Annotated in this window: 20 protein-coding genes and 2 pseudogenes; 7 read left to right on the top strand and 15 right to left on the bottom strand. The window is 62.5% G+C overall.

Annotated features, from left to right (window positions below):
* The first annotated feature begins 92 nt into the window (after positions 1-92).
* Complete coding sequence (locus OKW44_RS01455; protein ID WP_018420205.1) at positions 93-1154, top strand: Ldh family oxidoreductase; 1062 nt, start codon at positions 93-95, stop codon at positions 1152-1154.
* A 116-nt stretch (positions 1155-1270) separates the two neighbouring features.
* Here the strand turns inward: OKW44_RS01455 and OKW44_RS01450 are convergent, their stop codons facing one another.
* On the bottom strand, positions 1271-2035 hold the full coding sequence (locus tag OKW44_RS01450; protein WP_018420206.1) for a FadR/GntR family transcriptional regulator: 765 nt from the start codon (positions 2033-2035) through the stop codon (positions 1271-1273).
* A 368-nt stretch (positions 2036-2403) separates the two neighbouring features.
* Between OKW44_RS01450 and OKW44_RS01445 the strand changes: the two genes are divergently transcribed.
* Positions 2404-3222, top strand: a complete 819-nt coding sequence (locus OKW44_RS01445) for an N-acyl homoserine lactonase family protein (protein ID WP_018420207.1) — start codon at positions 2404-2406, stop codon at positions 3220-3222.
* 48 nt (positions 3223-3270) lie between these two features.
* Here OKW44_RS01445 and OKW44_RS01440 read toward each other — a convergent pair whose 3' ends face one another.
* Complete coding sequence (locus OKW44_RS01440; RefSeq protein ID WP_018420208.1) at positions 3271-4017, bottom strand: IclR family transcriptional regulator; 747 nt, start codon at positions 4015-4017, stop codon at positions 3271-3273.
* Positions 4018-4147: 130 nt separating this feature from the next.
* On the opposite strand from OKW44_RS01440, the gene OKW44_RS01435 reads away from it, so the two are divergent.
* From OKW44_RS01435 to OKW44_RS01425, 3 genes are all read left to right on the top strand, one after another.
* The gene (locus tag OKW44_RS01435) at positions 4148-5317 is read left to right on the top strand and encodes a fumarylacetoacetate hydrolase family protein (RefSeq protein ID WP_018420209.1); all 1170 of its coding nucleotides are present in this window, start codon (positions 4148-4150) and stop codon (positions 5315-5317) included.
* Between the two features lie 60 nt (positions 5318-5377).
* Positions 5378-6811, top strand: a complete 1434-nt coding sequence (locus OKW44_RS01430) for an aldehyde dehydrogenase family protein (RefSeq protein WP_018420210.1) — start codon at positions 5378-5380, stop codon at positions 6809-6811.
* 300 nt (positions 6812-7111) lie between these two features.
* Positions 7112-8818, top strand: a complete 1707-nt coding sequence (locus OKW44_RS01425; protein WP_018420211.1) for a methyl-accepting chemotaxis protein — start codon at positions 7112-7114, stop codon at positions 8816-8818.
* A 207-nt stretch (positions 8819-9025) separates the two neighbouring features.
* Here the strand turns inward: OKW44_RS01425 and OKW44_RS01420 are convergent, their stop codons facing one another.
* The 12 genes from OKW44_RS01420 to OKW44_RS01365 all read right to left on the bottom strand — a co-directional run bounded on the left by OKW44_RS01420 (position 9026) and on the right by OKW44_RS01365 (position 19146).
* On the bottom strand, positions 9026-9724 hold the full coding sequence (locus OKW44_RS01420; RefSeq protein WP_018420212.1) for an IS6 family transposase: 699 nt from the start codon (positions 9722-9724) through the stop codon (positions 9026-9028).
* A 46-nt stretch (positions 9725-9770) separates the two neighbouring features.
* A complete protein-coding gene (locus tag OKW44_RS01415; RefSeq protein ID WP_018420213.1) occupies positions 9771-10154 on the bottom strand; it encodes an MFS transporter in 384 nt (127 codons plus the stop codon).
* A 99-nt stretch (positions 10155-10253) separates the two neighbouring features.
* Positions 10254-10790: a type II 3-dehydroquinate dehydratase gene (locus OKW44_RS01410; protein ID WP_018420214.1), complete on the bottom strand. Its 537-nt coding sequence runs from the start codon at positions 10788-10790 to the stop codon at positions 10254-10256.
* 88 nt (positions 10791-10878) lie between these two features.
* Positions 10879-11634 carry an SDR family NAD(P)-dependent oxidoreductase gene (locus tag OKW44_RS01405; RefSeq protein ID WP_018420215.1) on the bottom strand — a complete coding sequence of 252 codons (756 nt, stop codon included), beginning with the start codon at positions 11632-11634 and terminating at the stop codon, positions 10879-10881.
* Positions 11635-11695: 61 nt separating this feature from the next.
* On the bottom strand, positions 11696-12469 hold the full coding sequence (locus tag OKW44_RS01400) for an SDR family NAD(P)-dependent oxidoreductase (RefSeq protein WP_018420216.1): 774 nt from the start codon (positions 12467-12469) through the stop codon (positions 11696-11698).
* Between the two features lie 28 nt (positions 12470-12497).
* Complete coding sequence (locus OKW44_RS01395; protein WP_018420217.1) at positions 12498-13328, bottom strand: alpha/beta fold hydrolase; 831 nt, start codon at positions 13326-13328, stop codon at positions 12498-12500.
* Positions 13325-14575, bottom strand: coding sequence for a CaiB/BaiF CoA transferase family protein (locus OKW44_RS01390; protein ID WP_018420218.1), 1251 nt, complete (start codon positions 14573-14575; stop codon positions 13325-13327). Before OKW44_RS01390 ends, OKW44_RS01395 begins: the two co-directional genes overlap by 4 nt.
* Positions 14572-15360 carry an IclR family transcriptional regulator gene (locus OKW44_RS01385; RefSeq protein ID WP_018420219.1) on the bottom strand — a complete coding sequence of 263 codons (789 nt, stop codon included), beginning with the start codon at positions 15358-15360 and terminating at the stop codon, positions 14572-14574. Before OKW44_RS01385 ends, OKW44_RS01390 begins: the two co-directional genes overlap by 4 nt.
* Positions 15361-15370: 10 nt before the next feature.
* The gene (locus tag OKW44_RS01380; protein WP_018420220.1) at positions 15371-16513 is read right to left on the bottom strand and encodes a thiolase family protein; all 1143 of its coding nucleotides are present in this window, start codon (positions 16511-16513) and stop codon (positions 15371-15373) included.
* Positions 16510-16962, bottom strand: coding sequence for a Zn-ribbon domain-containing OB-fold protein (locus OKW44_RS01375; RefSeq protein ID WP_018420221.1), 453 nt, complete (start codon positions 16960-16962; stop codon positions 16510-16512). Before OKW44_RS01375 ends, OKW44_RS01380 begins: the two co-directional genes overlap by 4 nt.
* 40 nt (positions 16963-17002) lie before the next feature.
* Positions 17003-17836, bottom strand: coding sequence for an alpha/beta fold hydrolase (locus OKW44_RS01370; RefSeq protein WP_018420222.1), 834 nt, complete (start codon positions 17834-17836; stop codon positions 17003-17005).
* 29 nt (positions 17837-17865) lie between these two features.
* Positions 17866-19146 carry an MFS transporter gene (locus tag OKW44_RS01365; RefSeq protein WP_018420223.1) on the bottom strand — a complete coding sequence of 427 codons (1281 nt, stop codon included), beginning with the start codon at positions 19144-19146 and terminating at the stop codon, positions 17866-17868.
* A 148-nt stretch (positions 19147-19294) separates the two neighbouring features.
* Between OKW44_RS01365 and OKW44_RS01360 the strand changes: the two are divergent.
* Positions 19295-19514, top strand: a pseudogene (locus OKW44_RS01360) (DDE-type integrase/transposase/recombinase); the annotation flags it as partial.
* A gap of 46 nt (positions 19515-19560) precedes the next feature.
* Positions 19561-19731: pseudogene (locus OKW44_RS01355) on the top strand (DDE-type integrase/transposase/recombinase); the annotation flags it as partial.
* Positions 19732-19902: 171 nt separating this feature from the next.
* On the opposite strand, the gene OKW44_RS01350 reads toward OKW44_RS01355, so the two are convergent.
* On the bottom strand, positions 19903-20919 hold the full coding sequence (locus OKW44_RS01350; protein WP_018420226.1) for an IS110 family RNA-guided transposase: 1017 nt from the start codon (positions 20917-20919) through the stop codon (positions 19903-19905).
* Positions 20920-21223 lie beyond the last annotated feature (304 nt).

Below are 21223 nucleotides of genomic sequence, written 5' to 3'. Positions count from 1 at the left end.
CGTATGACTTCGAACGCCTTTGCGGCCATTGCGCGTGATGCGATTGCCGCGCTATCCACGACAACCTACGGCATGCCGAGCGGGGTGACGCGATGAGCACACCACGCTACGCTGCCGACGCGCTGATCGGCTACGCGAATCAACTACTGGAAGCGGCAGGCCTTGCGTCGACGCATGCCGATGCGGTGGCGCGCACTTTGGTCGACGGTGACCTGCTCGGCCATGACACGCACGGTTTGGCGCAGCTTGCCGGTTATATCGGCGCGCTCGAGGGCGGCACCATGACCAAGGAAGGCGAGCCTCTCGTGATCGCCGACAAAGCGGCAACCTTGTTGTGGGATGGGCGCCGTCTGCCCGGACCGTCGCTGGTGCTGCGCGGTATTGACGCGCTGTTGCCGCGGGCTCGTGAATACGGCACCGCGACACTGGTGATTCGTCGCAGCCATCATATTGCGAGCCTCGCCGCGTACCTGCTGAAGGCGACGGAAGCGGGTTTCGTGCTGATGCTGTCCAGTTCCGATCCGAGCGTGCAAAGCGTCGCGCCGTTCGGCGGCACACGCGCCGTGTTCACACCGAATCCGGTCGCGATCGGCGTGCCGACGTCGGATACGCCGTTTCTTATCGACATTTCATCGTCGGTCACCACCAATGCGATGACCGCACGGCGGCACAAAGCGGGCGAGCGTTTCAACGAGCCATGGATGCTCGATGCGCAAGGCAATGCCACCGACGAACCCGGCGTGCTGTTCGAAAATCCGCCCGGCACCATACTTCCCCTTGGCGGTCTGGGAGCAGGCCATAAGGGCTTCGGACTCGCCGTGCTGATCGAAGCGCTGACGAGCGGCCTGGCCGGCTTCGGTCGCGCCGATCCGTCCGAGGGCTGGGGGGCGACTGTATTCATGACGTTGTATGACCCGGCGGCTTTCTGCGGTGAGCAGGAATTCAAGCGGCAGATGGATTGGCTTGCGGATGCATGCCGCAACAATCCGCCACGCCCCGGCGTGGAAAGCGTGCGCATGCCTGGGGACGGCGGTATGACTCGCAGAGCGGCACAACTTGCAGGCGGCGTGCGGCTGCACGACACGATCCGGCCGGCGCTTGAGGTGTGCGGGCAGCGCTACGGTATCGCCTTCCCGACCCCGCTCGACGCGTAGTGCCTGGGACTTGAGGCCCGCCGCTTTTGCTGATGGCGACAACGTTCGCCGAAGCTTATGGACATCCGATGGATAACCTGACACGCCATGCCTTCGCATGGCGTGAAACCGGTGACTCAGTCGTGGGTACCAACAGACGGCGCGCCGCTAGTTTCAACCGGACGATTTGCCTTGTCCCATCCCTTCGTGAATTCGTCATGAACGCGGCGCAGGTGAGCATGCATCGCGGCCCGTGCGCGTTCCGGGTCGCGCGACTTGATCGCCTTATAGATCGTCAGATGATCCTTCACGGTTTGCGCGCGGCGTTGCGGCGTCAGAAAATGCTCTTCAATCTTGATCCACATCGGGTCGTAGCGGAATGCCCAGATCGAGCGTATCAGATGAACGAACGCACTATTGCCGGTGGCAGCGGCGATGCGCAGATGGAACAGCCTGTCGGCTTCCTGCTCGACGACGTGGTGAGCGTTCTCCTCGATCATCTGGTCGATGGTCTCGAGAATGCCGTCGAGGTCGGACTGAGTGGCGGCACTGGCTGCCAGCGCGGCAATTTCGCCCTCGAGCACTTCGCGCGCCTTGATGAGTTCGAACGGCCCGGGTTCACCGCTGTCCCCGGTACTCACGGCAACATCTGCACGCGGACTGGACGCGCGTTCGACCACCCACACGCCCGAGCCAACGCGCACATCGACCAGGCCGGCGATCTCCAGCGCGAGCAGCGCCTCGCGCAGCGGCGGACGGCTCACGCCGAACAGCTTTGCCAGTTCGCGCTCTCCGGGCAGGCGAGTACCGGGGGGAAACTCGCCATTACTGATCAGCGCTTCGAGCTGCGCGGCGATTTCGCGATACAGCCGGCGCGGAGGGCCGAGGGCAGCGATAGGCAAGATGGCTCCTGTTTAAATCAGATGAAGTACGCGACGGGAAGCCGGCGGATACGCATACGGGCACGGGAACCACGCACTGCCGCGCCGGCGCATCGAGCGCAGGCTGGATTTTATCATCCCATCGGTGCCGCTGCGGCGTCGCTGCATGCTTCATCTGCATCACTGGAGCACGCGCCGACAGTCTGAACAGTAACCGGTGAACGAGTATCTGCCGCGCGGCAGAGCAGCACCGCAAGAGCGTGCCGTTGGCGAAGCGCGCAGTTCGAGCGCGGCGCGAGTCAGAACCACAAATGCGAATTTCAACACGGTCAAGCAATGCAGCCACGATTCGGCCAAACCTGATCATGGCACTACTGGAAGCCCGACAGATGACTACACCAGGCAGCACCCGCAGCGCAAACGAGACGCTCGTCAAAAGCGTTTCGCTGTTCAACCTAGGCACACTGATCAACGACCAGTCGTCATTGACGCTCAGACGCGGCATGGGCACGCGGGTCGAGATTCCCGTGACCGGCGCATTTATCGAAATGGCCGACGGCGAGCACATTCTGTTCGACACGGGCCTGCTGCCGCATGATTGCGAGCAGGAGGGCACCGATCCATGCCTGTCGATGAAGCGCTTTTCCGAAATGATCGCGCGCTACGATCGGCAGGACGATATCCGTGCACGGCTGGCCGATCTCGGTCATACGCCGGAAGACGTCAAGTTGGTTATCAACAGTCACTTCCATTGGGACCACTCGGGCGGCAACATGTTGTTTCCGCATGCGCGTTTTCTGGTGCAACGCACTGAATATCGTTTCGCGTATCAGCCCGACACCTTTGTCGCGCGACCGTACGAGCGTGCGTACTTCGATTGTGGCATTCAGTATGAACTGCTGGGCGGCGATCAGATGATCAAGCCCGGCGTCGCCGTGCTGACCACGCCGGGGCACACGCCGGGGCATCAATCGCTGATGCTGACTCTGCCGTCGGGCGCGATCATGATCATGACCGGTGACGCAGTGTTCTGCCCAGCGAACCTCGATCCCGATATGCCGCCGGGCAATGCGCACACGACCGAGCAGGCCATCGCGTCGATTGCCCGGCTGCGCCTGCTGACCGAGTTTTTCGGCGGCGATCTGGTGATTTGCCACGACCCCGATTTCTGGAAGAAATGGCAGCCGGCACCGCATCGATATACGTGAGCTTCGCGAACCGGCGTCGACGTGTTCGTCTGACGCGGGTAACTGTTGTCACAACGTTGCCGCGATCCGGCTGGCGATGCGCGCGATTCCGGTGACGATCTGTTTTTCCCGTCTCCCTTCGAGGCGGCCAAGCGGCACGCTGGTGCTGACGGCGACGCGCTTGCCGAGCGGCGTCACCCCGACGTATGCCGCGAAGCACGCAAGACCGACACTGACCTCTTCGCGCTCGGTGGCAAGCCCGCACGCGCGGATGCCTGCGAGTTCGCGCAGCAACGCGCTGCGCCGGGTGATCGAGTGCGAAGTCATGGCGGCGAGGCGCTCTGGCAATACCGCTGTCACTTCCTCGTCGGAGAGGCTCGCCAGGAGCGCCTTACCGAGCGCGCTGCAGTGCGCCGGCAGTCGCGAACCGAGATCCGAGACGAGCCGCACGGGACGTTGTGCGTCTTCGCGCGCGATGTAGACCACCTCCGCCGCGTCGAGCACCGCGAGTTGCACGACCTCGTTATGCGCCGCAACAAAAGCGCTGGCCTCATTCCTGAACGCGACCTGCAAACCGTCGTGCCGAACGTAGGCGCTTCCCAGTTCGAACAGCTTCAGGCCGATGATGTAGCCGTCGCTTCGTTTCGCGATCCAGTGACGGTGTTCCAGCGAATCGAGCAGCAGATAGAGCGTGCTGCGCGACAGACCCGTCCCCTCGACGAGTGCGGACGCCCGCACGGGCGCGGTTGCTTGCGCGAGGATCTCGAGAACATCGTGGGCGCGCTTGAGCGCCGGAACTTCGTAGAGGGTCTTCATGACCGCAATCCAGGTGATTTTTAAGTCGCCCGATTGTCCAACACATTGGATACAAGATCAACAAGATGGACACTCTGCCAATGCGTGGCTACGATCACGGCTCACTTAACGCGTGCTACATCCGACCCGAATGCGACCACTTACTGCCTCCTGCCTTCCCGACGACCTCGATAACGCACTGCTGATCGGACGCGTCTGGCGGCCGGCGCCCATTAATGGTCCGTCGGTCGTCGTGGTCCGCCATGGTGAAGTCTTCGACATCACTGCGACCGTCCCCACCACCGCTGATCTTTTTGATCGGGCCGATGCTGTCGCCATCGCACGTGACGCGCGCGGCGAGTCCCTCGGGCCGGTCAGCGCATTGGTTGAAGCGAGCTTCGCGTCATCCGATGAAGGGAGCCTGCGCCTATTGGCGCCCTGCGACGTGCAGGCCATCAAGGCGTGCGGCGTGACGTTTGCAGTGAGTCTGCTTGAACGCGTGATCGAAGAGCAAGCCGGTGGCGACGCAGCGAAAGCAGTCGAAGTTCGCAGCATGATCACGGAACTGATCGGCACGGACCTCGCGAAAATCAAGCCGGGTTCAGAGGCAGCCATGAGGCTCAAGGCCGAGCTCGAACGCCGCAACGCGTGGTCGCAATACATGGAAGTAGGGATCGGCCCGGACGCCGAAGTGTTCTCGAAATCGCAACCGATGTCGTCGGTGGGACTGGGAGCTGCTGTGGGCCTGTATCCGACGTCGGCCTGGAACAATCCGGAACCCGAAATCGTGCTGGCGGTGAACAGCGCGGGTGGGATCGTTGGCGCAACGTTGGGCAACGACGTGAATTTGCGCGATATCGAAGGCCGTTCGGCGTTGTTGCTTGGCAAGGCGAAGGACAACAACGGTTCGTGCGCGATTGGACCGTTTGTACGTCTGTTCGACGAATCATTCACCCTGGATACGGTACGCGGGGCCAGCCTGTCATTGCGGATCGAGGGCGACGATGATTTCGTTCTCGAAGGGGTGAGCCATATGACCGAGATCAGCCGCGACCCGGCCGACCTCGTCAACCAGACCTACGGTGCGCATCATCAATACCCGGATGGCTTCATGCTGTTCCTCGGCACGATGTTCTCGCCGATCAAGGATCGCGATGCGCCTGGCGGCGGGTTTACGCACCATCTGGGCGACGTCGTGACGATTGCCACACCTTCCCTAGGTGCATTGGTCAGCACCGTGCAACTTTCTACCGGTATTCCTGCGTGGACCTTCGGTGTGCGAGCGTTGTATGCAAGTCTCGCGAAGCGCGGACTGCTTTGAGCGGGTTCTTCGGATACCCGGCGACGCCAATAGAATCGACACACATGGAGCATAAATAGAATGACCCGCTACGCAAATTTCATCGATGGTGAATGGCTGGACGGCCCGACCTTTTCGCGCAACGTAAACCCCTCTGACGTCGACGACGTAGTCGGTGAGTATTCCCAGGCGGACGTGCAGCAGACAGCACGTGCTATCCAGGCCGCGCGCAAGGCATTCGCGAGCTGGTCGCTGTCGACACCGCAGCAGCGATTCGATGTCCTCGACCGCGCGGGCACGGCGATTCTCGCCCGCAAGGAAGAGCTTGGCCGCCTGCTCGCCCGCGAGGAAGGCAAAACGCTGCCGGAGGCGATCGGCGAAGCAGGCCGCGCCGGCCAGATTTTCAAGTTCTTTGCTGGCGAGGCATTACGGTTAGGCGGCGAGATCGTGCAGTCCGTGCGTCCCGGCATGACAGTTGAAGTGACGCGCGAACCGCTTGGTGTGATCGGAATGATCACGCCGTGGAATTTTCCGATTGCGATTCCGGCCTGGAAGATTGCGCCTGCGCTTGCCTATGGCAACTGCGTCGTCATCAAGCCGGCCGATCTGGTTCCGGGCAGCGCGTGGGAACTCGTCAAAATTATTGCGGAGGCGGGCGCGCCCGCTGGCGTCATCAATCTGGTTATGGGCCGTGGCTCGGTGATTGGTGAGGCGCTGGTCAATTCGCCGGACGTGGACGCCATCAGCTTCACCGGTTCCGTATCGACCGGGCGCAGCATCGCTGCCAAATGCGTCGCGACCGGCAAGAAGGTGCAGCTGGAAATGGGCGGTAAGAATCCGATGGTGGTCCTCGATGATGCGGATCTCAACGTCGCAGTCGAGGCGTGCGTGAACGGTGCGTTCTTCTCGACCGGCCAGCGCTGCACCGCGTCGAGCCGTCTCATCGTCACCGAAGGCATCCACGATCGCTTCGTTGAGGCGGTGAAAGCGCGCCTCAAGACATTGAAAATCGGCGACGCCCTCGCGCCGGATACGCAGATCGGTCCAGTGGTCGACGAACGGCAGCTGGCGCAAGACGAACGGTACATTGCGATTGCGCGTGAAGAGGGTGGTACGGTCTTCGGCGGTGAGCGCGTCGCCGCCAGCACCAACGGTTTCTTCCTCGCGCCCGCATTGATCACCGACACGACGCCCACGATGCGTATCAATCGCGAAGAGGTGTTTGGCCCGGTGGCATCCGTCATCAAGGTCAAAGACTACGAAGCCGCACTCGCCACCGCCAACGACACCGAGTTCGGACTGTCGGCCGGGATTTGTACGACCTCGCTCAAGTACGCCACGCACTTCAAGCGTCATGCGCAGGTCGGCATGGTGATGGTCAATACCGCGACTGCGGGCGTCGACTATCACGTGCCTTTTGGCGGACGCAAGGGGTCAAGTTACGGAGCGCGTGAACAAGGCAGTTATGCGCGCGAGTTTTACACGACAGTCAAGACCGCATACGTGAACGCATAGGGGCATCGTTGCATAAACCTGGGTCGGGGAACGACCCGGTGCCTTTGCTTGAGCGGCCGCTGCCTTTAGGAGCGGGCCGCTGTCACGTCTGTTCGAGGCGCTGGTGGCATTGGCCGGCTGGCTGCCCTCTCGAGAGATGGACGGTCATCGAATCCTAATTGGGCAGGGACAACTTAATAAGTATGGAGATTTCGGCTTGGCTGCCGTTATAGCTTATTAACGATTTATTTAGTCACGCTCCATTGTCTCGTTTGGCGATTTTGCCCGCTCGCTGCTCTCACGCTGAAAGGTTCGGAACATATGAAGCTGTCTTTCGTTCAGAAGCTCTGGCTGCCACTCATCCTCAGTTTGCTGTGTCTCGCCGGAATATCGATATACAACGCCTACCAGACGCGGGAGATGCGGATGGAGGAGCGTAGGTTGGACCTGCAACACACGGCGGAGCTCGCGTTGAGTGCCGTCAAGACCTTGGGCGATCAGGCCGCCGCCGGGTCAATGCCCCTTGCGGAAGCCAAGAAACGGGCGATGGACACCGTCCGGAACATGCGGTTTGGCGAGAGCGGCTATTTCCAGATTGTCAATTCGCAGCCGATGGTTCTGATGCACCCGACGCTAACGCAATTGAATGGCAAGGACGTCAGCGACTACAAGGATCCGAACGGCATTTACCTTTTCAGGGATATGGTTGCCGTCATCAAGCGTGATGGCAAAGGCTTTACCGCCTATTCCGGTGTGAAGCCGGGAGGAACCGAATATTCCCCGAAAATCGCCTACAACCTGACCTATCAGCCGTGGGACTGGATTCTTACGGTGGGTCTTTATGTCGACGACATCGATGCGGCATTCCGCTCGTCCCTGTATCACAGCCTCGGAATTCTGGTGATCCTGGCCGGCGCCTTGTCAGTCGTCGTGGTGCTGCTCAACCGCGGCATCTTCCGCTCACTGGGCGGAGAGCCGGCCTATGCCGCGGAGATCGCCAACCAGATTGCTGACAACGATCTGACTGCGGAGGTGAAGACGGCGCCGAATGATCGTTCGAGCCTGCTGTTTTCGATGAAGCGCATGCAGGAGCAGCTCACCCAGACGATCGGCACGATCAAGATTTCCGCCGACTCGATTGCCACCGCCACGCACCAGATTGCGGCGGGCAACCAGGACCTGTCGCAGCGCACTGAAGAGCAGGCAGCGTCGCTCGAAGAAACGGCGTCGAGCATGGAGCAGCTGACCTCGACCGTCACCCAGAATGCCGACAACGCCAGTCAGGCCAACCAGCTCGCCGCGCAGGCCGCCCAGGTGGCGGAACAGGGCGGCACCGTAGTTTCCCGCGTGGTCGAAACCATGGACGGTATCAACGCCAGTTCGGACAAGATCGCCAATATTGTCGGCATCATTGAGGGCATCGCCTTCCAGACCAATATTCTTGCGCTGAATGCGGCTGTCGAAGCGGCGCGCGCGGGTGAACAAGGTCGCGGTTTCGCGGTGGTGGCCTCGGAAGTTCGAGCGCTGGCGCAGCGCTCCTCGGCGGCATCCAAGGAAATCAAGGAACTGATTCACGATTCCGTGGAGCGCGTGCAGGCAGGCGCCGGCCATGTGCGCGAAGCGGGTGCGAAGATGCGCGAGATCACTCACGAGATCAGGCGCGTGACCGACATCATGGGTGAAATCACCGACGCCTCACGTGAACAGAGCAAGGGCATCGGCCAGGTCAACCAGGCTGTCACGCAGATGGACGAAGTCACGCAACAGAACGCGGCGCTGGTCGAACAGGCGGCGGCGGCTGCCAGCTCGCTCGAGTCGCAGGCGAACGATCTGAAAGCGTCCGTTTCGATGTTCAAGCTGCACGGTTCACACGACGCTGAGGTTAGTCGTTCTATCGCGCCGACGACGCGCACGACGGTGCCGTCGCGCCCTCGGACGCCCGCCACGGAAGTCGCCGTGAAGCGGTCTGCATCACCGCCCGCGCGGACGGCGCAAACCAGTGAGGCGGGGGAATGGGATAGTTTTTAGGGAGGCGCCCGCCCGTATCCCGGGTTGACGATTAAACGTCGGTCCCTGGGGTGCGTGAATCGCGTGGCTATGGCCGATCGATGCGATGGGTAATCCGACTCGGCGCAGGAGGTCGGTCGGGCGACTGATTATCTGCGCAGACAGCACGGCAGGTTCTGTCGGAATAAGAAAAGTGCGTTGAACAATGGCCAGCATGCTAAGGACTACTTATACCACTAACGAGTAGAACTGCTCCGCGGGAGTCTGTCCGATACCACAGTCTTTCATCTGCCCTTTGGCGATCATATGCATAAGTTCAATGCCGCTTAACAAGATGCGCGCACAACGAAATATCTTGAATCCCAACATGGGTCGGGTACGGCGCTTTATCGCCCGATGGTCTTGTTCCACGATGTTGTTGAGATACTTAACCTGGCGGATCTTGATAGGCGTCTCACGCTCGGCGTTCACGGCGTGCAGCCCGGCCAGATTGGCACCACTCCTGTCGATGGTTACGGTTTCGGGCACGCCATTCTGATCGATGGCCTTCTCGAAGTACCGTCGGGCCGCTTCCTTGTCCCGCCTGGCTCGCAGCAGGAAGTCAACCGTGTTGCCGGCCTTGTCGACGGCGCGGTACAGATAGGTCCATTGCCCCTTGACTTTGATGTAGGTCTCGTCGACACGCCAGCTCTTGCCGACCGGGCGCTTGCAGCGGCGGAACGCCTTTTCAAGCACCGGCAGCAGCTTGATGGCCCACCGGTGAACGGTCGAATGATCGACCGGGATCCCCCGTTCGGCCATCATCTCCTCGAGATTGCGCAAGCTGAGCGGGTAGGCGACGTACCAACGCACGCAAACCAATATTATCACAAGTGGATAGTGCAACCGCTTCAGCACTTTGGCTACCGCCGGACTCAGCGCTTTCATTGCCGCTCACATCATTCTGTTAGGTCCCGCAGCATACCAGCCTCCGCTATTGCAACAGAACCACCAGCAACACCGGCGCGGCGAGACCCGCGGTGGCATAGCTCGGTAGCAGACCGATTGCAACTGTCGAGCCGCCCATCATGGTAAGCGACACCACGAGGGTGCCGCGACGCCCGAACCAGTCGCCCATATAACCGAAGAACACACTGCCGAGCGGCCGCGCGACGAATCCGACCGCAAACGTGGCGAACGACGCAAGCGTGCCGGCAAGTGTGCTGTAGCCCGGAAAAAACAGCTGCTTGAAGACGAGCGCCGCCATCGTCCCGTAGATGAAAAAATCGTAGAACTCAAGCGTCGTGCCGACGAAGCTGGCAGCTGTCACGCGCAGCGGCGAACTCGCGCGGCGTGGTGTTGCGTTCTGATTGGCCACGATAGGTGTCTCCCGAGGGTGCTGCGCGACATGCGCTGCGGCGAGCGGGTTGTCTTGCGCAACCCGTCTCGTCAAGGCGGTGTGGTGAGTCGTGCGGCGTTACTGGTCGTGACCGGCGCCGAGGAAGTCTTTGTCGTCCAGTCCGAACACGAGCGCCGTCAACGCGGCGATATAGCTGTATTGCCGCATGCCCATGCACATGCCGGTGGCGGTGTGCGTGAAGCTCGACTGAATGCTGCCACCACCGAGTCCTCGCGAAGCTCCGGCGGAAGCCGCGATATTTGCGAAATGCACTTCCATGACCGGTCGGCCCGAGTCTTCGAGCGCGTGGCGAATGCCTTCGCCGATGGTCGTCGCCCCGGCCGGATTGATGATGTAGCCATCCACGCGCGCAGCCGACTCGTGAATGAACTCCAGAATGTCGCCCTGATGGTTCGACGAGAAGCTTTCGACTTCCACGCCGAGCTGACGTCCGTAATCGGCGACATAGGCCTTCAACTCGTCGAGCGAGCCGATCTTGCCGTAGACCTTCTTGCTGCGGGCGCCGAGATTGGACATGTTCGGTCCATCGATCACCGCGATGCGATGTTTGCGATTGCCGGTGCGTTGGATCTGTGCGGTAGATGCCGTGACCATGAGACTGCCTCCTTTGACTTGCTTGTCCGTCGTTGAACTGCGGCGCGCGACATTGATGTCGGCACTCAGCGTCGCCGCCGGCGGTTAATCAGTTGAAACGCAACCCTGCGTCGACGTTGAGCGTCTGACCGGTCATATATCTGCTCGCGTCGGACGCGAGGAACAGCGTCGCGCCGAGCATGTCACTCACGTCGCCCTTGCGCTTGAGCGCCTGAGCTGACAGGATCGCGTCCCATTGTTCGGGTTTGATCGTGTCGCGCGGCACTTCGGTGACGATGCCGTGCGGGCTGATCGCGTTCACGTTGATCGAGAATTCGCCGAGTTCGGTCGCGAGGGCGCGTGTGAGCGCCACGACGGCACCTTTCGAGGCCACGTAGTGCGCATAGTTTGCCCGGCCGGTCACGACCACGCTCGACGAGATATTGATGATCTTGCCGTACTGCGCTTTCTTCATCGAAGGCGCGACCGCCTGCGAGCAGAAGAACACGCCACGGGCATTAACCGCCATGACGCGGTCCCATTCGTCGCCGTCGATCTCTTCGAACGGCTTCATCTTCAGCGTCGAGAAGATCGCCGCATTGTTAATCAACACGTCGATACGGCCGAACGCTTCGATGGCCGCCGCGGCCATCAGCGTGGCGCTCTCCTTGTTCGCCACGTCGACCTTGACCGCGAGCGCTTTGTGGCCGGCAGCCGTGACCTCGGCGGCGACCTTATCCGCCTGTTCGATATTCAGATCGGCGATCACGACCGACGCGCCGGTTTTCGCGAATTCGAGCGCATACGCGCGACCGATGCCCTGACCCGCGCCGGTGATGATGACGACTTTTCCTGCGAAATCCATGGTGTGCTCCTTCTTTGATGACATGGCAATAAGAGTGATGGCAGGATTGCGACGCGGGCGTTCAACGCATGACGCGCAACGGGCCCATGCCGCCGTCGAGATTAATGATTGCGCCGACCGTCGAGCGTGCCGCCGGGCTGGCGACATAGGCCACTGCCTCGGCGACTTCCTGCGGAGACACCATCTTTCCGGTCGGCTGACGCGCTTCGAACTCCGCGCGCTTCGCCTCGGGGTCCGCGGCGCGCGCGGCAAGCTCGACCATGAACGGCGTATCCACGGTGCCTGGCGCCACCGCGTTGACGCGAATGCCTTCCTTGATGAGGTCGGCAGCCATGGCGAGTGTCATCGAATGAACGGCACCCTTGGTCGCCGAGTAGAGCGCGCGCTGCGCAATGCCATTGACGGCGGTGCACGAGGACATGTTGACGATCGAGGCCGCGCCGGACTGGCGCAGGAACGGCAGGGCGGCGCGGGTGGCGCGCATCATGCCCATCACGTTGATGTCGTACAGGCGCCGCCAGTCGTCCTCACTGCCGTCCTCGATTGTGCCGACGAAGCTGACACCGGCGTTGTTCACGAGGATGTCGATCCGCTCGTGCTGATTGCCGAATTCGCCGATGGCACGATCCAGCGCGGCCTGATCGCGGACGTCGGCGACCAGCGCGGCGGCGCCCGGCGGGACACCGTCGGTGCCGAGATCGATCGATGCCACGCGCGCGCCCCGTTCAACGAGTGCGGCGACGACCGCCTGGCCAATACCCGCGGCTCCGCCCGTTACGACGGCCACGCATTCGCTCAGCAGGCGGGGCGTGGAGAACTTGTTCTGTTGAGTCATGTTTCGATTCCCGAAGTAAAACGCGCTGTCACGGACGGCTTGCCGCTGCCCGCCAATGGGATAGCAGCGCCGCCGCTACGATCGACGGATGCGTGAGCGGCAACATGTGCCCCGCGTCTTCGATCTGATGGAAAACCGGTGTGTCGGTCGCGCCGCCCGCGATGATGGCCTCGACGATTGAGCGCATGGCGACGGCCGGCGTCGACAGGTCCTTGGCACCCGCGATCAGCTGGGTGCGCGGCAGCCGTTTCGCGAGGGGCGGATAGCCCTCGAAGCGCGCCAGCGCGCGCCATGCAGCCGCGAAACTGGCTGGGTTCATGGCGCTCAAGGCGGCGCGCGCATAAGCGATCGCGTGAGAGCCGGGAGACGCAAAGGACATGCAGGGCGCGCCGAACCAGCGTTCGAGCGTCGCGTCGATGGCGGCTGCCATGCCGTCGTCGAGCGCGGCCTGGGCTCGCGTCTCGAACACGGGATGACCCGCGGCCGGCGTGGCAAGTAGAGTGAGCGATGCCACGCGGCCGCCGAGCCGCACCGCGGCGAGCGCGGCCACCGCGCCGCCCATCGAATGGCCGAGCAGGTGCACGCCGTTGACGCCGCATTGTTCGATAGCGGCGCAAGCGTCGTCGCTCAGCTGTTCGAGCGAACGCGGCGATTCCGCCGCTGCGGCACCGTGTCCGCGTTGGTCGAATGAAACGACTCGCCAGTCGGATGGCAACGCGTCGCGCAGCGGATCGAACGCGCGGGCGTCGAGCCCGAGCGAGTGCAGCATCAGCACCGCGCCCGCGGTGCCGCTGCCGCTCTCAAACCAGCTTGTGGCGAGTGTCCCGAGCTTGACCGGGGCGATGACCGGCGCGCTCATGGCGTGAGCGCGGCGCGGTTGAGCAGCACGCCTTTGTCCTGCAGGTGGTCGATCTCGCTCGCCGGGCATGAGAGCCAGTCGTCCAGCACCCGGTGCGCATCGGCGCCGAGCGCCGGCGGATAGGTCGCCGGCACTTCGGCGGCGCCCGCGAACTTGATTGGATTGCCCACCACGTCCGCGCTATGGCCCAGATCGTCCGACAGATGGACGATCATGCTGCGGCCCGCCTCACGCGCGTCGTCGAGCGCTTCCGGCACGGTCTTGATGAGGGCGACGGGTACGCCGTTGGCCGTCAACGGTTCGATCCATTCCATCGCGGCGCGCGTGCGAAATGCGGCTTCGAGGAATGGCCACAAGGCTTCGCGATTGGCGAGCCGCTTGCCGCCGCTGTCGAAACGCGGATCGCTGGGCAGATCGGCCAGGCCGAGCGCCGTGCACAGTCCGCGCCACATCCGCTCGGTATTCGCCGTCACGACGAGTTCGCGGCCGTCGCCGGCGCTGAACGACCGATAGGTGGGGATCGAGTCATGACGCGCGCCTTGCGGCTGCGGCGTGACGCCCGCCACGAGCGAGTACGTGCTCTGATACGACAGCATGGCAAGCTGGCAGTCGAGCATGGAGACGTCAATCACCCGCCCTTCGCCGTGACGTTCGCGATCTGCGAGGGCCGCATTGATCGCGATCGTCGCGTACATGCCCGCCACCATGTCGCCGGCCGGAATGCCGAGCCGCACGGCGGGGCGTCCGGGTTCGCCCGTCAGGCTCATTACGCCGGACAACGCTTGCACGATCATGTCGTATGCCGGTTTATCACGCCACGGTCCGGTTTGACCGAAGCCGCTGATCGACGCCCAGATCAGCGATGGCTGCACAGCTCGCAAAGCGGCAATGTCGAGTCCAATGCGGGCCGCCACGCCCGGGCGGAAATTTTCCACGACGACATCCGCCTCGCCGATCAGGCGCTTGACGAGCGCGAGGCCCTCGGGGAGCTTCATGTCGATCGCAAGGCTCTTCTTGTTGCGATTCGCGCCGAGAAAATAAGCGCTGTCGTCGCCGACGAAGTGCGGTGGAATCGCACGGCTCGAGTCTCCTTCCGGTGCTTCGACTTTGACCACTTCCGCGCCAAGGTCGGCGAGGATTTGCGTACAGAACGGGCCCGACAGGAAGGTCGTGAGATCGAGAATCCGGTAGCCGGCGAGCGGCAGGCAAGCGTGTGCCGCGGCGTTCGCAAGGGGAGTGGTGCTCATGTCGACGGTGCTCCAAGGTCGCGGGAAAGCGCTTCGGCGCGCGCGCAAATTTCGACGCCGATCGCGTGGATGTCGGCGTGCGGCATGCGTGCTTTAGGCGATGTCAGGCAGATGCAGCCAATCACACCTTTGGGGCCGAATACCGGCGCGGCGATGCCGCGGGCGTCCGGAAGTTTTTCACCGTCGCTGACGGCGTAGCCGCGCTCGCGAATTTCCGCGAGTTCGAGTTCAAGTTCGGAGATTGGCGGCAAGGTGGCGCCGTTCGCGGGCGAGGGTCCTTCCAGATCGATGATCGTGCGAATCACGTCGGGAGAGAGGAACGCGAGAATCGCCTTGCCCGATGCGCCCCAGACGAGCGAAAGCGGCTGGTTCATCGCGATTTCGTATTTCAGCTTCTGCTGGCCGTCGGCACGCGCCGCGAAATGCAAGGCGTGCTGGGCAGCCTGATAGACGCCGAACAGCACCGTTTCGCTGAACGCATTGGCGATCGACTCGATGACCGGCTGTGCAATGTCGCGCGGCGAAACGGCGTTGACCACGCGAGCGGCGACGCGGTAGAACTGCGCGCCGATCACGTACTGACGACCCTCGACCGCCGAGTCGACGAAGCCTTCCTTCTTCAACAGGTTCAACAACCGGTGCGCGGTGGAAGGCGCGAGCCGCATCTGCTCGGCGATCTGCTTGACGCTCACGGTGCCTCCCGCGTCCGCGATGAGCGCGAGCAACTGCAGCGCGCGGCTCACGGTGCCGCTGGTGGCTTCCTGCGTCGGTGCGGCGGTTTCCATTTCCCTCATGTCAGGCCCGCTCGAAGCAATGCACAGTGCAGGCGCCGTGGTCGAGGCCGGCGATGCCACCGCCCGTCACATGGCTCAAGCCGCGTTTGGCGTCCGTCACCTGGCGCTCGCCGGCCTGGCCGGTGAGCTGCCAGTACACCTCGACCGCCTGAGCGACGCCGCTCGCGCCGACCGGGTGACCCTTCGACAAAAGCCCGCCGCTCGGATTGACCACCACATCGCCGCCATAGGTCGAGCGTCCCGCCCTCAGAAAATCCGCGGAGGCGCCCGGTTCGCACAGGCCGAGCGCTTCGTAGTAGACGAGTTCGGCGATGGAGAACGCATCGTGCAGCTCCACCATATCGAGGTCTTGGGGGCCGAAGCCGGCGGCTTCATAAGCGTCGGCGGCGGAGTGATAGGAAATCTCGGGACGCAGCATGTCGCGAAACCCGGCGGTCGCCTGACCCGAGTGCAGGACCGAAGCCGCGATCCGCACGGCCGGACGCCCGAGCCGCTTGCGCGCGGCTTCCGAGACCACCAGCACCGCGGCCGCGCCGTCGCCGGTCGGGCAGCATTGCAGCAGCGTCAACGGATCGCAGATCGGGCGCGAAGCCAGCACTTCTTCCGCAGTCACTTCGCTGCGAAACTGGGCATACGGATTGCGGGCGCCGTGGCGGCGCGCCTTGACGCTCACGCCGGCGAGCGTCTCGATGCCTACGCCGCGTTCGTGCAGGTAGCGCCGCGCCCGCATCGCATACAGCGCGGGCATCACCATGCCCTGCTGGACTTCGGGGTCTTCGGTGACGAGCGGCAATGTGCCGCCGCCGAACTGGGTGAGCTTGTCCACGCCGATCACGAGCACGATATCGTGGCGGCCCGCCTGCACGTCTTTCCACGCGAGGTGCAGGGCCGTCGCACCGCCCGAGCAGGCGTTGTCAACATTGGTGACGGGCACTGAGCCGATGCCGAGTTCCTTGACGATCCGCTGGCCGGTCAGCATGCCGCCGAACGCATGGCCGCAAATCACGGCGCCGACTTCTTTCGGCGGAACGCCCGCCGACTTCAGCGCGTTCAGCACGGCGGGTAGCGCGAGTCCCGAGTAGCTCGATTCGCGATGTTTGGCCATCGGAATCATCGCAGCGCCGACGATGTAGGCTTCACTCATGCTTTCTCTCCGGCGTGTGCCGTGACGGGCGTCACGAACCAGACGTCGCCGTCCGCGCGCACTTCCACCAGGCTATCGCAGACGAAGTTCGACAGATCGATCGACGGGTCAAGATTCGCGAGCACCCGCACGCCGTTCGGGAAATCGACGTAACCGATCGTATAGGGCGTGGTGCGGGTGGAGGATACCCGTACCGTCGAGAACGAATACAGCGTGCCGCGCGGGCCGAACAGCATCGGCTCCATGTCGCGCGCGCCGGTTTCCATGCAGACCTCGCGGGCGGGAAACGCCTTGCTGCCCGACGAGCGGCTCTGGCTGCCGCGCAGCAGCACGTCGCCATGGCGCAGCTCGAACGTGGCGGGGCGCGGTCCCTCGGCAATGTCGCGCAACGGCAGCGCGTCCTGCGCGTAACCGCTGCCCGACGTCTGGTCGGCGATTTCTGTTGGCATGCTGATTAAACTCCTTTCGAAAAATGCCCGACCGCGTGTGTCAATTCAGCGCACGCGCGGCAACGGGTGTCGATTCATTCCAGAATCGCAGCAGTTCTGCCGCGAACAAAGCAGGGTTTTCTACCGGCGGCGTGTGGCCCGAATCGCCCACTGTCACGTGGCGGCTGCCCGCCACGCGCTCGGCAATGTATTGCATATCCGCCGGACGTTTGGCGCGATCGAGTTCACCGCTGAAGAGCAGCAACGGCAGACGCACGTCGGCGAGCAGCGCTTCGTAGCCGGGACGGGCGAACACGCCCTGAACCGGGTCGGCGGCGCTGCGGCCCAGACTTTCGAAGTGACGGCGCCAGGCGCGGCAGACCTCGCCGTCTTCGGCGACAAAGCGTTCGCCGAACATGGTTTGCAATAACGTGGGTCCCAACAGCGCGGTGCCTTCGTCGCGAATACGCTGTTCGAGCGCTGCGAACCGCTCGGGCTGCCGCTCAGCGTGCGCGGTGCAGCAGGACAGCACGCACGAGCGCAGCAGATCGGGCCGCCGTTGCGCGATGCGCAGCGCGACATAGCCGCCCATCGAACTGCCCACCAGGTGCACGGGCCCGGCACCCAGTGTTTCGATGATGCCGATTGTGTCGCTGGCGAGACGGTCGATCGAGGGTGCCTCGCGGCCGGCTCCGCTGCGCCCCTGGCCTCGATGATCCGGCGCATAGACCGCGAGGTCCGTGGACAACAGAGCGCGGACGGCGTCGAACATGGAGCCGTCGAAGAACAGCGAATGCAGCATCAGCACGGGCACGGCGTCGTGCGCGGCGCTATCCGACGGGCCTCGGCAGTAAAGCCTGGCGCCGTCGTCGGCAAGAAAAATGCGTGAGTTCATGATCGGGGGGCGCGTGTGAAGCCGGTGCGTCAGTGCAACACGTGGCTGACGTTGGCCGGTTGCGTCACAGGATTCTTCGAGGCAAGCAGTAGGGCCACCAACGAACCGAGCAGCAGCGCGAAGCCGATCAGATAGAGGCCGTCGCTGGCCTTGCCGCCGGCCGAGGCGAAGCCGACGAACAGCGGTCCGCAAATGCCGCCCGCATTGCCGAACAGGTTGATCAGTCCGATTGCCGGGCCAGCCTGATTGCGCGGCACGTTGGCCAACGCCCAGCTCCACCACGCGCCGAGTGCGGCGTAGATGCCGACGCCGGCGAGCACCAGCATGACCATGTTCATCGTCAGCGTGTTCGCCACGAAATGCTGGCCTAGAAGTGCGAATCCGGCCAGACACAAGGCGCCCGACACGTACCATCCGCGGGAGAAGCGCGAGCGGTCGGCCGCGCGCGAGACAAGGTACATGGCAACCGTGGCGAAAGCATACGGTACGGCGGTCAGCCAGCCGACGGTATCCATGCCCATGGTCGTGGACAGCTGCTTGAGCAGGGTGGGCGCCCACATGCCGAACGCGTACATGCCGGTGATCCACAAGAAATAGGTCAGGCACAGGCCCCATACGATCGGCATGCGCAGCACATCGGCGAAACGGCCTTCCTCGATCATCGCTTCGGTGCGGCCCGCGACGATGTAGTCGCGCTCCGCCGCCGACAGACGCCGGTCGGTCACCGGATCTTCGGATGCGAAAATCCAGAACACCACGGCGAGGGCGAGTGCCGGGATGCCTTGCATGACGAACATGGTGCGCCAGTGAAACTCGTGGATCATCCAGCCAGCCAGCGGCGCCATGATCACCGAGGCGAGCGGCAACGCGTATTGGGAGAGACTGACGGCGCGGCCGCGTTCGGCAGTGGGAAACCAGTTGATGAACATTACCGCGAAGGACGGCCAGACGACGCCCTCTGCAAGACCCATCACGAAGCGGATGGTGAGCAGCGCGGGCAGATGCGTGACGATGCCGGTGAGACACCCCGTCGCGCCGACGACCACCAGCGCGCCGACGATCACGCGTTTAGGTCCGACACGGCTGGCGAGCCAGCCCCCCGGCAACTGCGTCACCACATATCCCCAGAAGAAGGCGGACAGCAATGCGCCGGTCACCGCGCCGCTCAATCCGAGCTCGCGCACCATCTCGGGCGCGGCCACGCCGATATTGCTGCGATCCGCGAAGCAGATCAGATAGATCAGAAACAGTAGGAAGCCGATTTTGTACCAACGTGCTCTGGGCACGTTCGAACGGGAAGTCGCCGACATGGAATGGGGGTCTCCAGCATGATTATAAGGATGAAAGATCGTCTGTTCCGCCAAATTCCGTTTAACGGAATTAAATACCGGTATATGGAATTTAATTTACCAGGAGCGCCGCCGCAAAGCAAGTGTCCTCGCGCTAGGGATTACACCGATCAAGGTCCGTCAAAACAAATACCTGAACGACGCCGTCGAGCAGGATCACCGTGCCATCAAACGCATCATCAAACCGATGCTGGGGGTTCAAGGCTTTCCGCAGTGCGCGCATCATCCTGTCTGGCATAGAGATCGCACACATGATCCGCAAGGGGCAGTTGTGTGACGATGGCGTCGCCTCGACTGCAGCCGAACAATCCTACTCGTTGGCAGTGTAAGTAGTCCTACTGATATACGCTTTACTCAGGCTGTAATCGTTAGCGCGACAAGGCCGGAAAGACCGTCGATTTCCTGCTGCGAGCCCATCGTGACAAGGCCGCCGCGCGTCGCTACTTCGAGAAATCCATCGATCAGAACGGCGAACCGGAGACCATCACCGTAGACAAAAGGGGTGCCCATCTGGCCGCCCTGCAAGCCATCAACGCCGAACGGAAAATGCTGCCGAGCAATTCCATTCGCTCATAATGTAAGCAATCCTGAACATATGGGACTTGCTTATCCTACGGCCCTTATCGCGACAAGACCCCGGTCCGACCGGTTCGCCATGCTTGCCGCTTCTTGCGCAATCGCGAAAGAAATGAAACAGTTCTCGATGTCAGTTGCCTGTTACGCCGCCGCCCTGAAGCAACCATTACCCGTCAATATTGCCCAGGCAATGCGCGCCGTCTTGTTCGCCAGGGCGATCGCCGCGATGCTCACGTGGCGGCGTTGCATTACGGCTTTGATCCATCGGCTGTGACGGTCATCCCGATGATTCACGAAGTGCATCATCGCGCGGGCGCCCTGTACAAGTAGGGTTCTCAGATAAGTGTCGCCGCGCTTTGTGATGCTGCCTAACCTGGTTGCGCCTCCGCTCGATCTTTGCATCGGCGTCAGCCCCAACCAGGCTGCAAATTGCCGGCCGTTCCTGAACTGCGATGGATCGCCCACACTTCTTAGGAGCGCAGTCGCGATGACCGGTCCGATTCCTGGAGCGGTAGCGAGCCGTTGGCAAGCTTCATTGCTCTTGAAGATCTCCGCTATCTCAGCAGCAAGTTCGTCAAGCCATTGCTGCAGTGCCTTTAGTTGCTCGAGGTACATCGAGCCAAGCCGTCTGAGCAAAGCGGTAATGGGGGAATCGAGATTGTTGACGAGCTCAACCACTCCTTTTCTCAATTGTGGAAGCCCGATCGGGAAGATCACACCCTCTTCAGCAAACATGCTCCGGATCTGATTCGATTTCGCTGTCCGCTCCTGGATGAGCCGTTGGCGCATGCGATGAACCGACTGCAGCGACTGCTGTTCAGCGCTCTTGATTGCAACGAAGTGAATGCCTGAGCGCGTCACTGCCGCGCAAATCGCTGCCGCGACATTTGCGTCGTTCTTGCCACCGACCAGAAACGGCTTCACATATTGCGTCGGCAGCAAACGGACCGTGTGGCCCAACGCGGTTAGCTCACGGGCCCAGAAATGGGAGCCGTGACAGGCCTCGATACCAACCAGACTCGATTGCAGTTTTGCGAAGAACTTCAACACGTCAGCCCGGCGAAGTTTCCGCTGTGCAACGGTCTTGCCATGGTGGTCGACGCCATGAATCTGAAACGCGTTTTTTGCGATATCCAGACCAATGGTTAGTGCAGGCATTGATGTTCTCCCGGGAATTGGTGAGGTAAGTATCGCCCCGGAGGGGGCGGGAGTCTATGCCATCAGCCTTGTTGGGGCGCTGTCGCTTCTGTGTGCTGCCGGGGGACGAGCTTTCCATCGCCTATGGACTCACGATCGATGAAGCAATTACTCCCGAATTGGTCGCGGACTATTCCTGTCACTGTGCGACGAAGCGGTGTACCGGTTCGATCCTGGCCTTGGCATCGCATGACAGGCGCGTCGTGACCGACGCAATCCGTTACTCTCTGGAAACGGATCAGCGCGGGGACATCCACGAGATGAC

Source organism: Paraburkholderia lebeckiae, from assembly GCF_050436325.1.
GTDB classification, from domain to species: domain Bacteria; phylum Pseudomonadota; class Gammaproteobacteria; order Burkholderiales; family Burkholderiaceae; genus Paraburkholderia; species Paraburkholderia tuberum.
This window is presented reverse-complemented; position numbering and strand designations above follow the sequence as displayed.

Coding starts and splice junctions, on each gene's coding strand:
- OKW44_RS01455 (WP_018420205.1), top strand. CDS start 93: ATGAGCACACCACGCTACGCTGCCGACGCGCTGATCGGCTACGCGAAT.
- OKW44_RS01445 (WP_018420207.1), top strand. CDS start 2,404: ATGACTACACCAGGCAGCACCCGCAGCGCAAACGAGACGCTCGTCAAA.
- OKW44_RS01440 (WP_018420208.1), bottom strand. CDS start 4,017: ATGAAGACCCTCTACGAAGTTCCGGCGCTCAAGCGCGCCCACGATGTT.
- OKW44_RS01435 (WP_018420209.1), top strand. CDS start 4,148: ATGCGACCACTTACTGCCTCCTGCCTTCCCGACGACCTCGATAACGCA.
- OKW44_RS01430 (WP_018420210.1), top strand. CDS start 5,378: ATGACCCGCTACGCAAATTTCATCGATGGTGAATGGCTGGACGGCCCG.
- OKW44_RS01425 (WP_018420211.1), top strand. CDS start 7,112: ATGAAGCTGTCTTTCGTTCAGAAGCTCTGGCTGCCACTCATCCTCAGT.
- OKW44_RS01420 (WP_018420212.1), bottom strand. CDS start 9,724: ATGAAAGCGCTGAGTCCGGCGGTAGCCAAAGTGCTGAAGCGGTTGCAC.
- OKW44_RS01410 (WP_018420214.1), bottom strand. CDS start 10,790: ATGGTCACGGCATCTACCGCACAGATCCAACGCACCGGCAATCGCAAA.
- OKW44_RS01405 (WP_018420215.1), bottom strand. CDS start 11,634: ATGGATTTCGCAGGAAAAGTCGTCATCATCACCGGCGCGGGTCAGGGC.
- OKW44_RS01400 (WP_018420216.1), bottom strand. CDS start 12,469: ATGACTCAACAGAACAAGTTCTCCACGCCCCGCCTGCTGAGCGAATGC.
- OKW44_RS01395 (WP_018420217.1), bottom strand. CDS start 13,328: ATGAGCGCGCCGGTCATCGCCCCGGTCAAGCTCGGGACACTCGCCACA.
- OKW44_RS01390 (WP_018420218.1), bottom strand. CDS start 14,575: ATGAGCACCACTCCCCTTGCGAACGCCGCGGCACACGCTTGCCTGCCG.
- OKW44_RS01385 (WP_018420219.1), bottom strand. CDS start 15,360: ATGGAAACCGCCGCACCGACGCAGGAAGCCACCAGCGGCACCGTGAGC.
- OKW44_RS01380 (WP_018420220.1), bottom strand. CDS start 16,513: ATGAGTGAAGCCTACATCGTCGGCGCTGCGATGATTCCGATGGCCAAA.
- OKW44_RS01375 (WP_018420221.1), bottom strand. CDS start 16,962: ATGCCAACAGAAATCGCCGACCAGACGTCGGGCAGCGGTTACGCGCAG.
- OKW44_RS01370 (WP_018420222.1), bottom strand. CDS start 17,836: ATGAACTCACGCATTTTTCTTGCCGACGACGGCGCCAGGCTTTACTGC.
- OKW44_RS01365 (WP_018420223.1), bottom strand. CDS start 19,146: ATGTCGGCGACTTCCCGTTCGAACGTGCCCAGAGCACGTTGGTACAAA.
- OKW44_RS01350 (WP_018420226.1), bottom strand. CDS start 20,919: ATGCCTGCACTAACCATTGGTCTGGATATCGCAAAAAACGCGTTTCAG.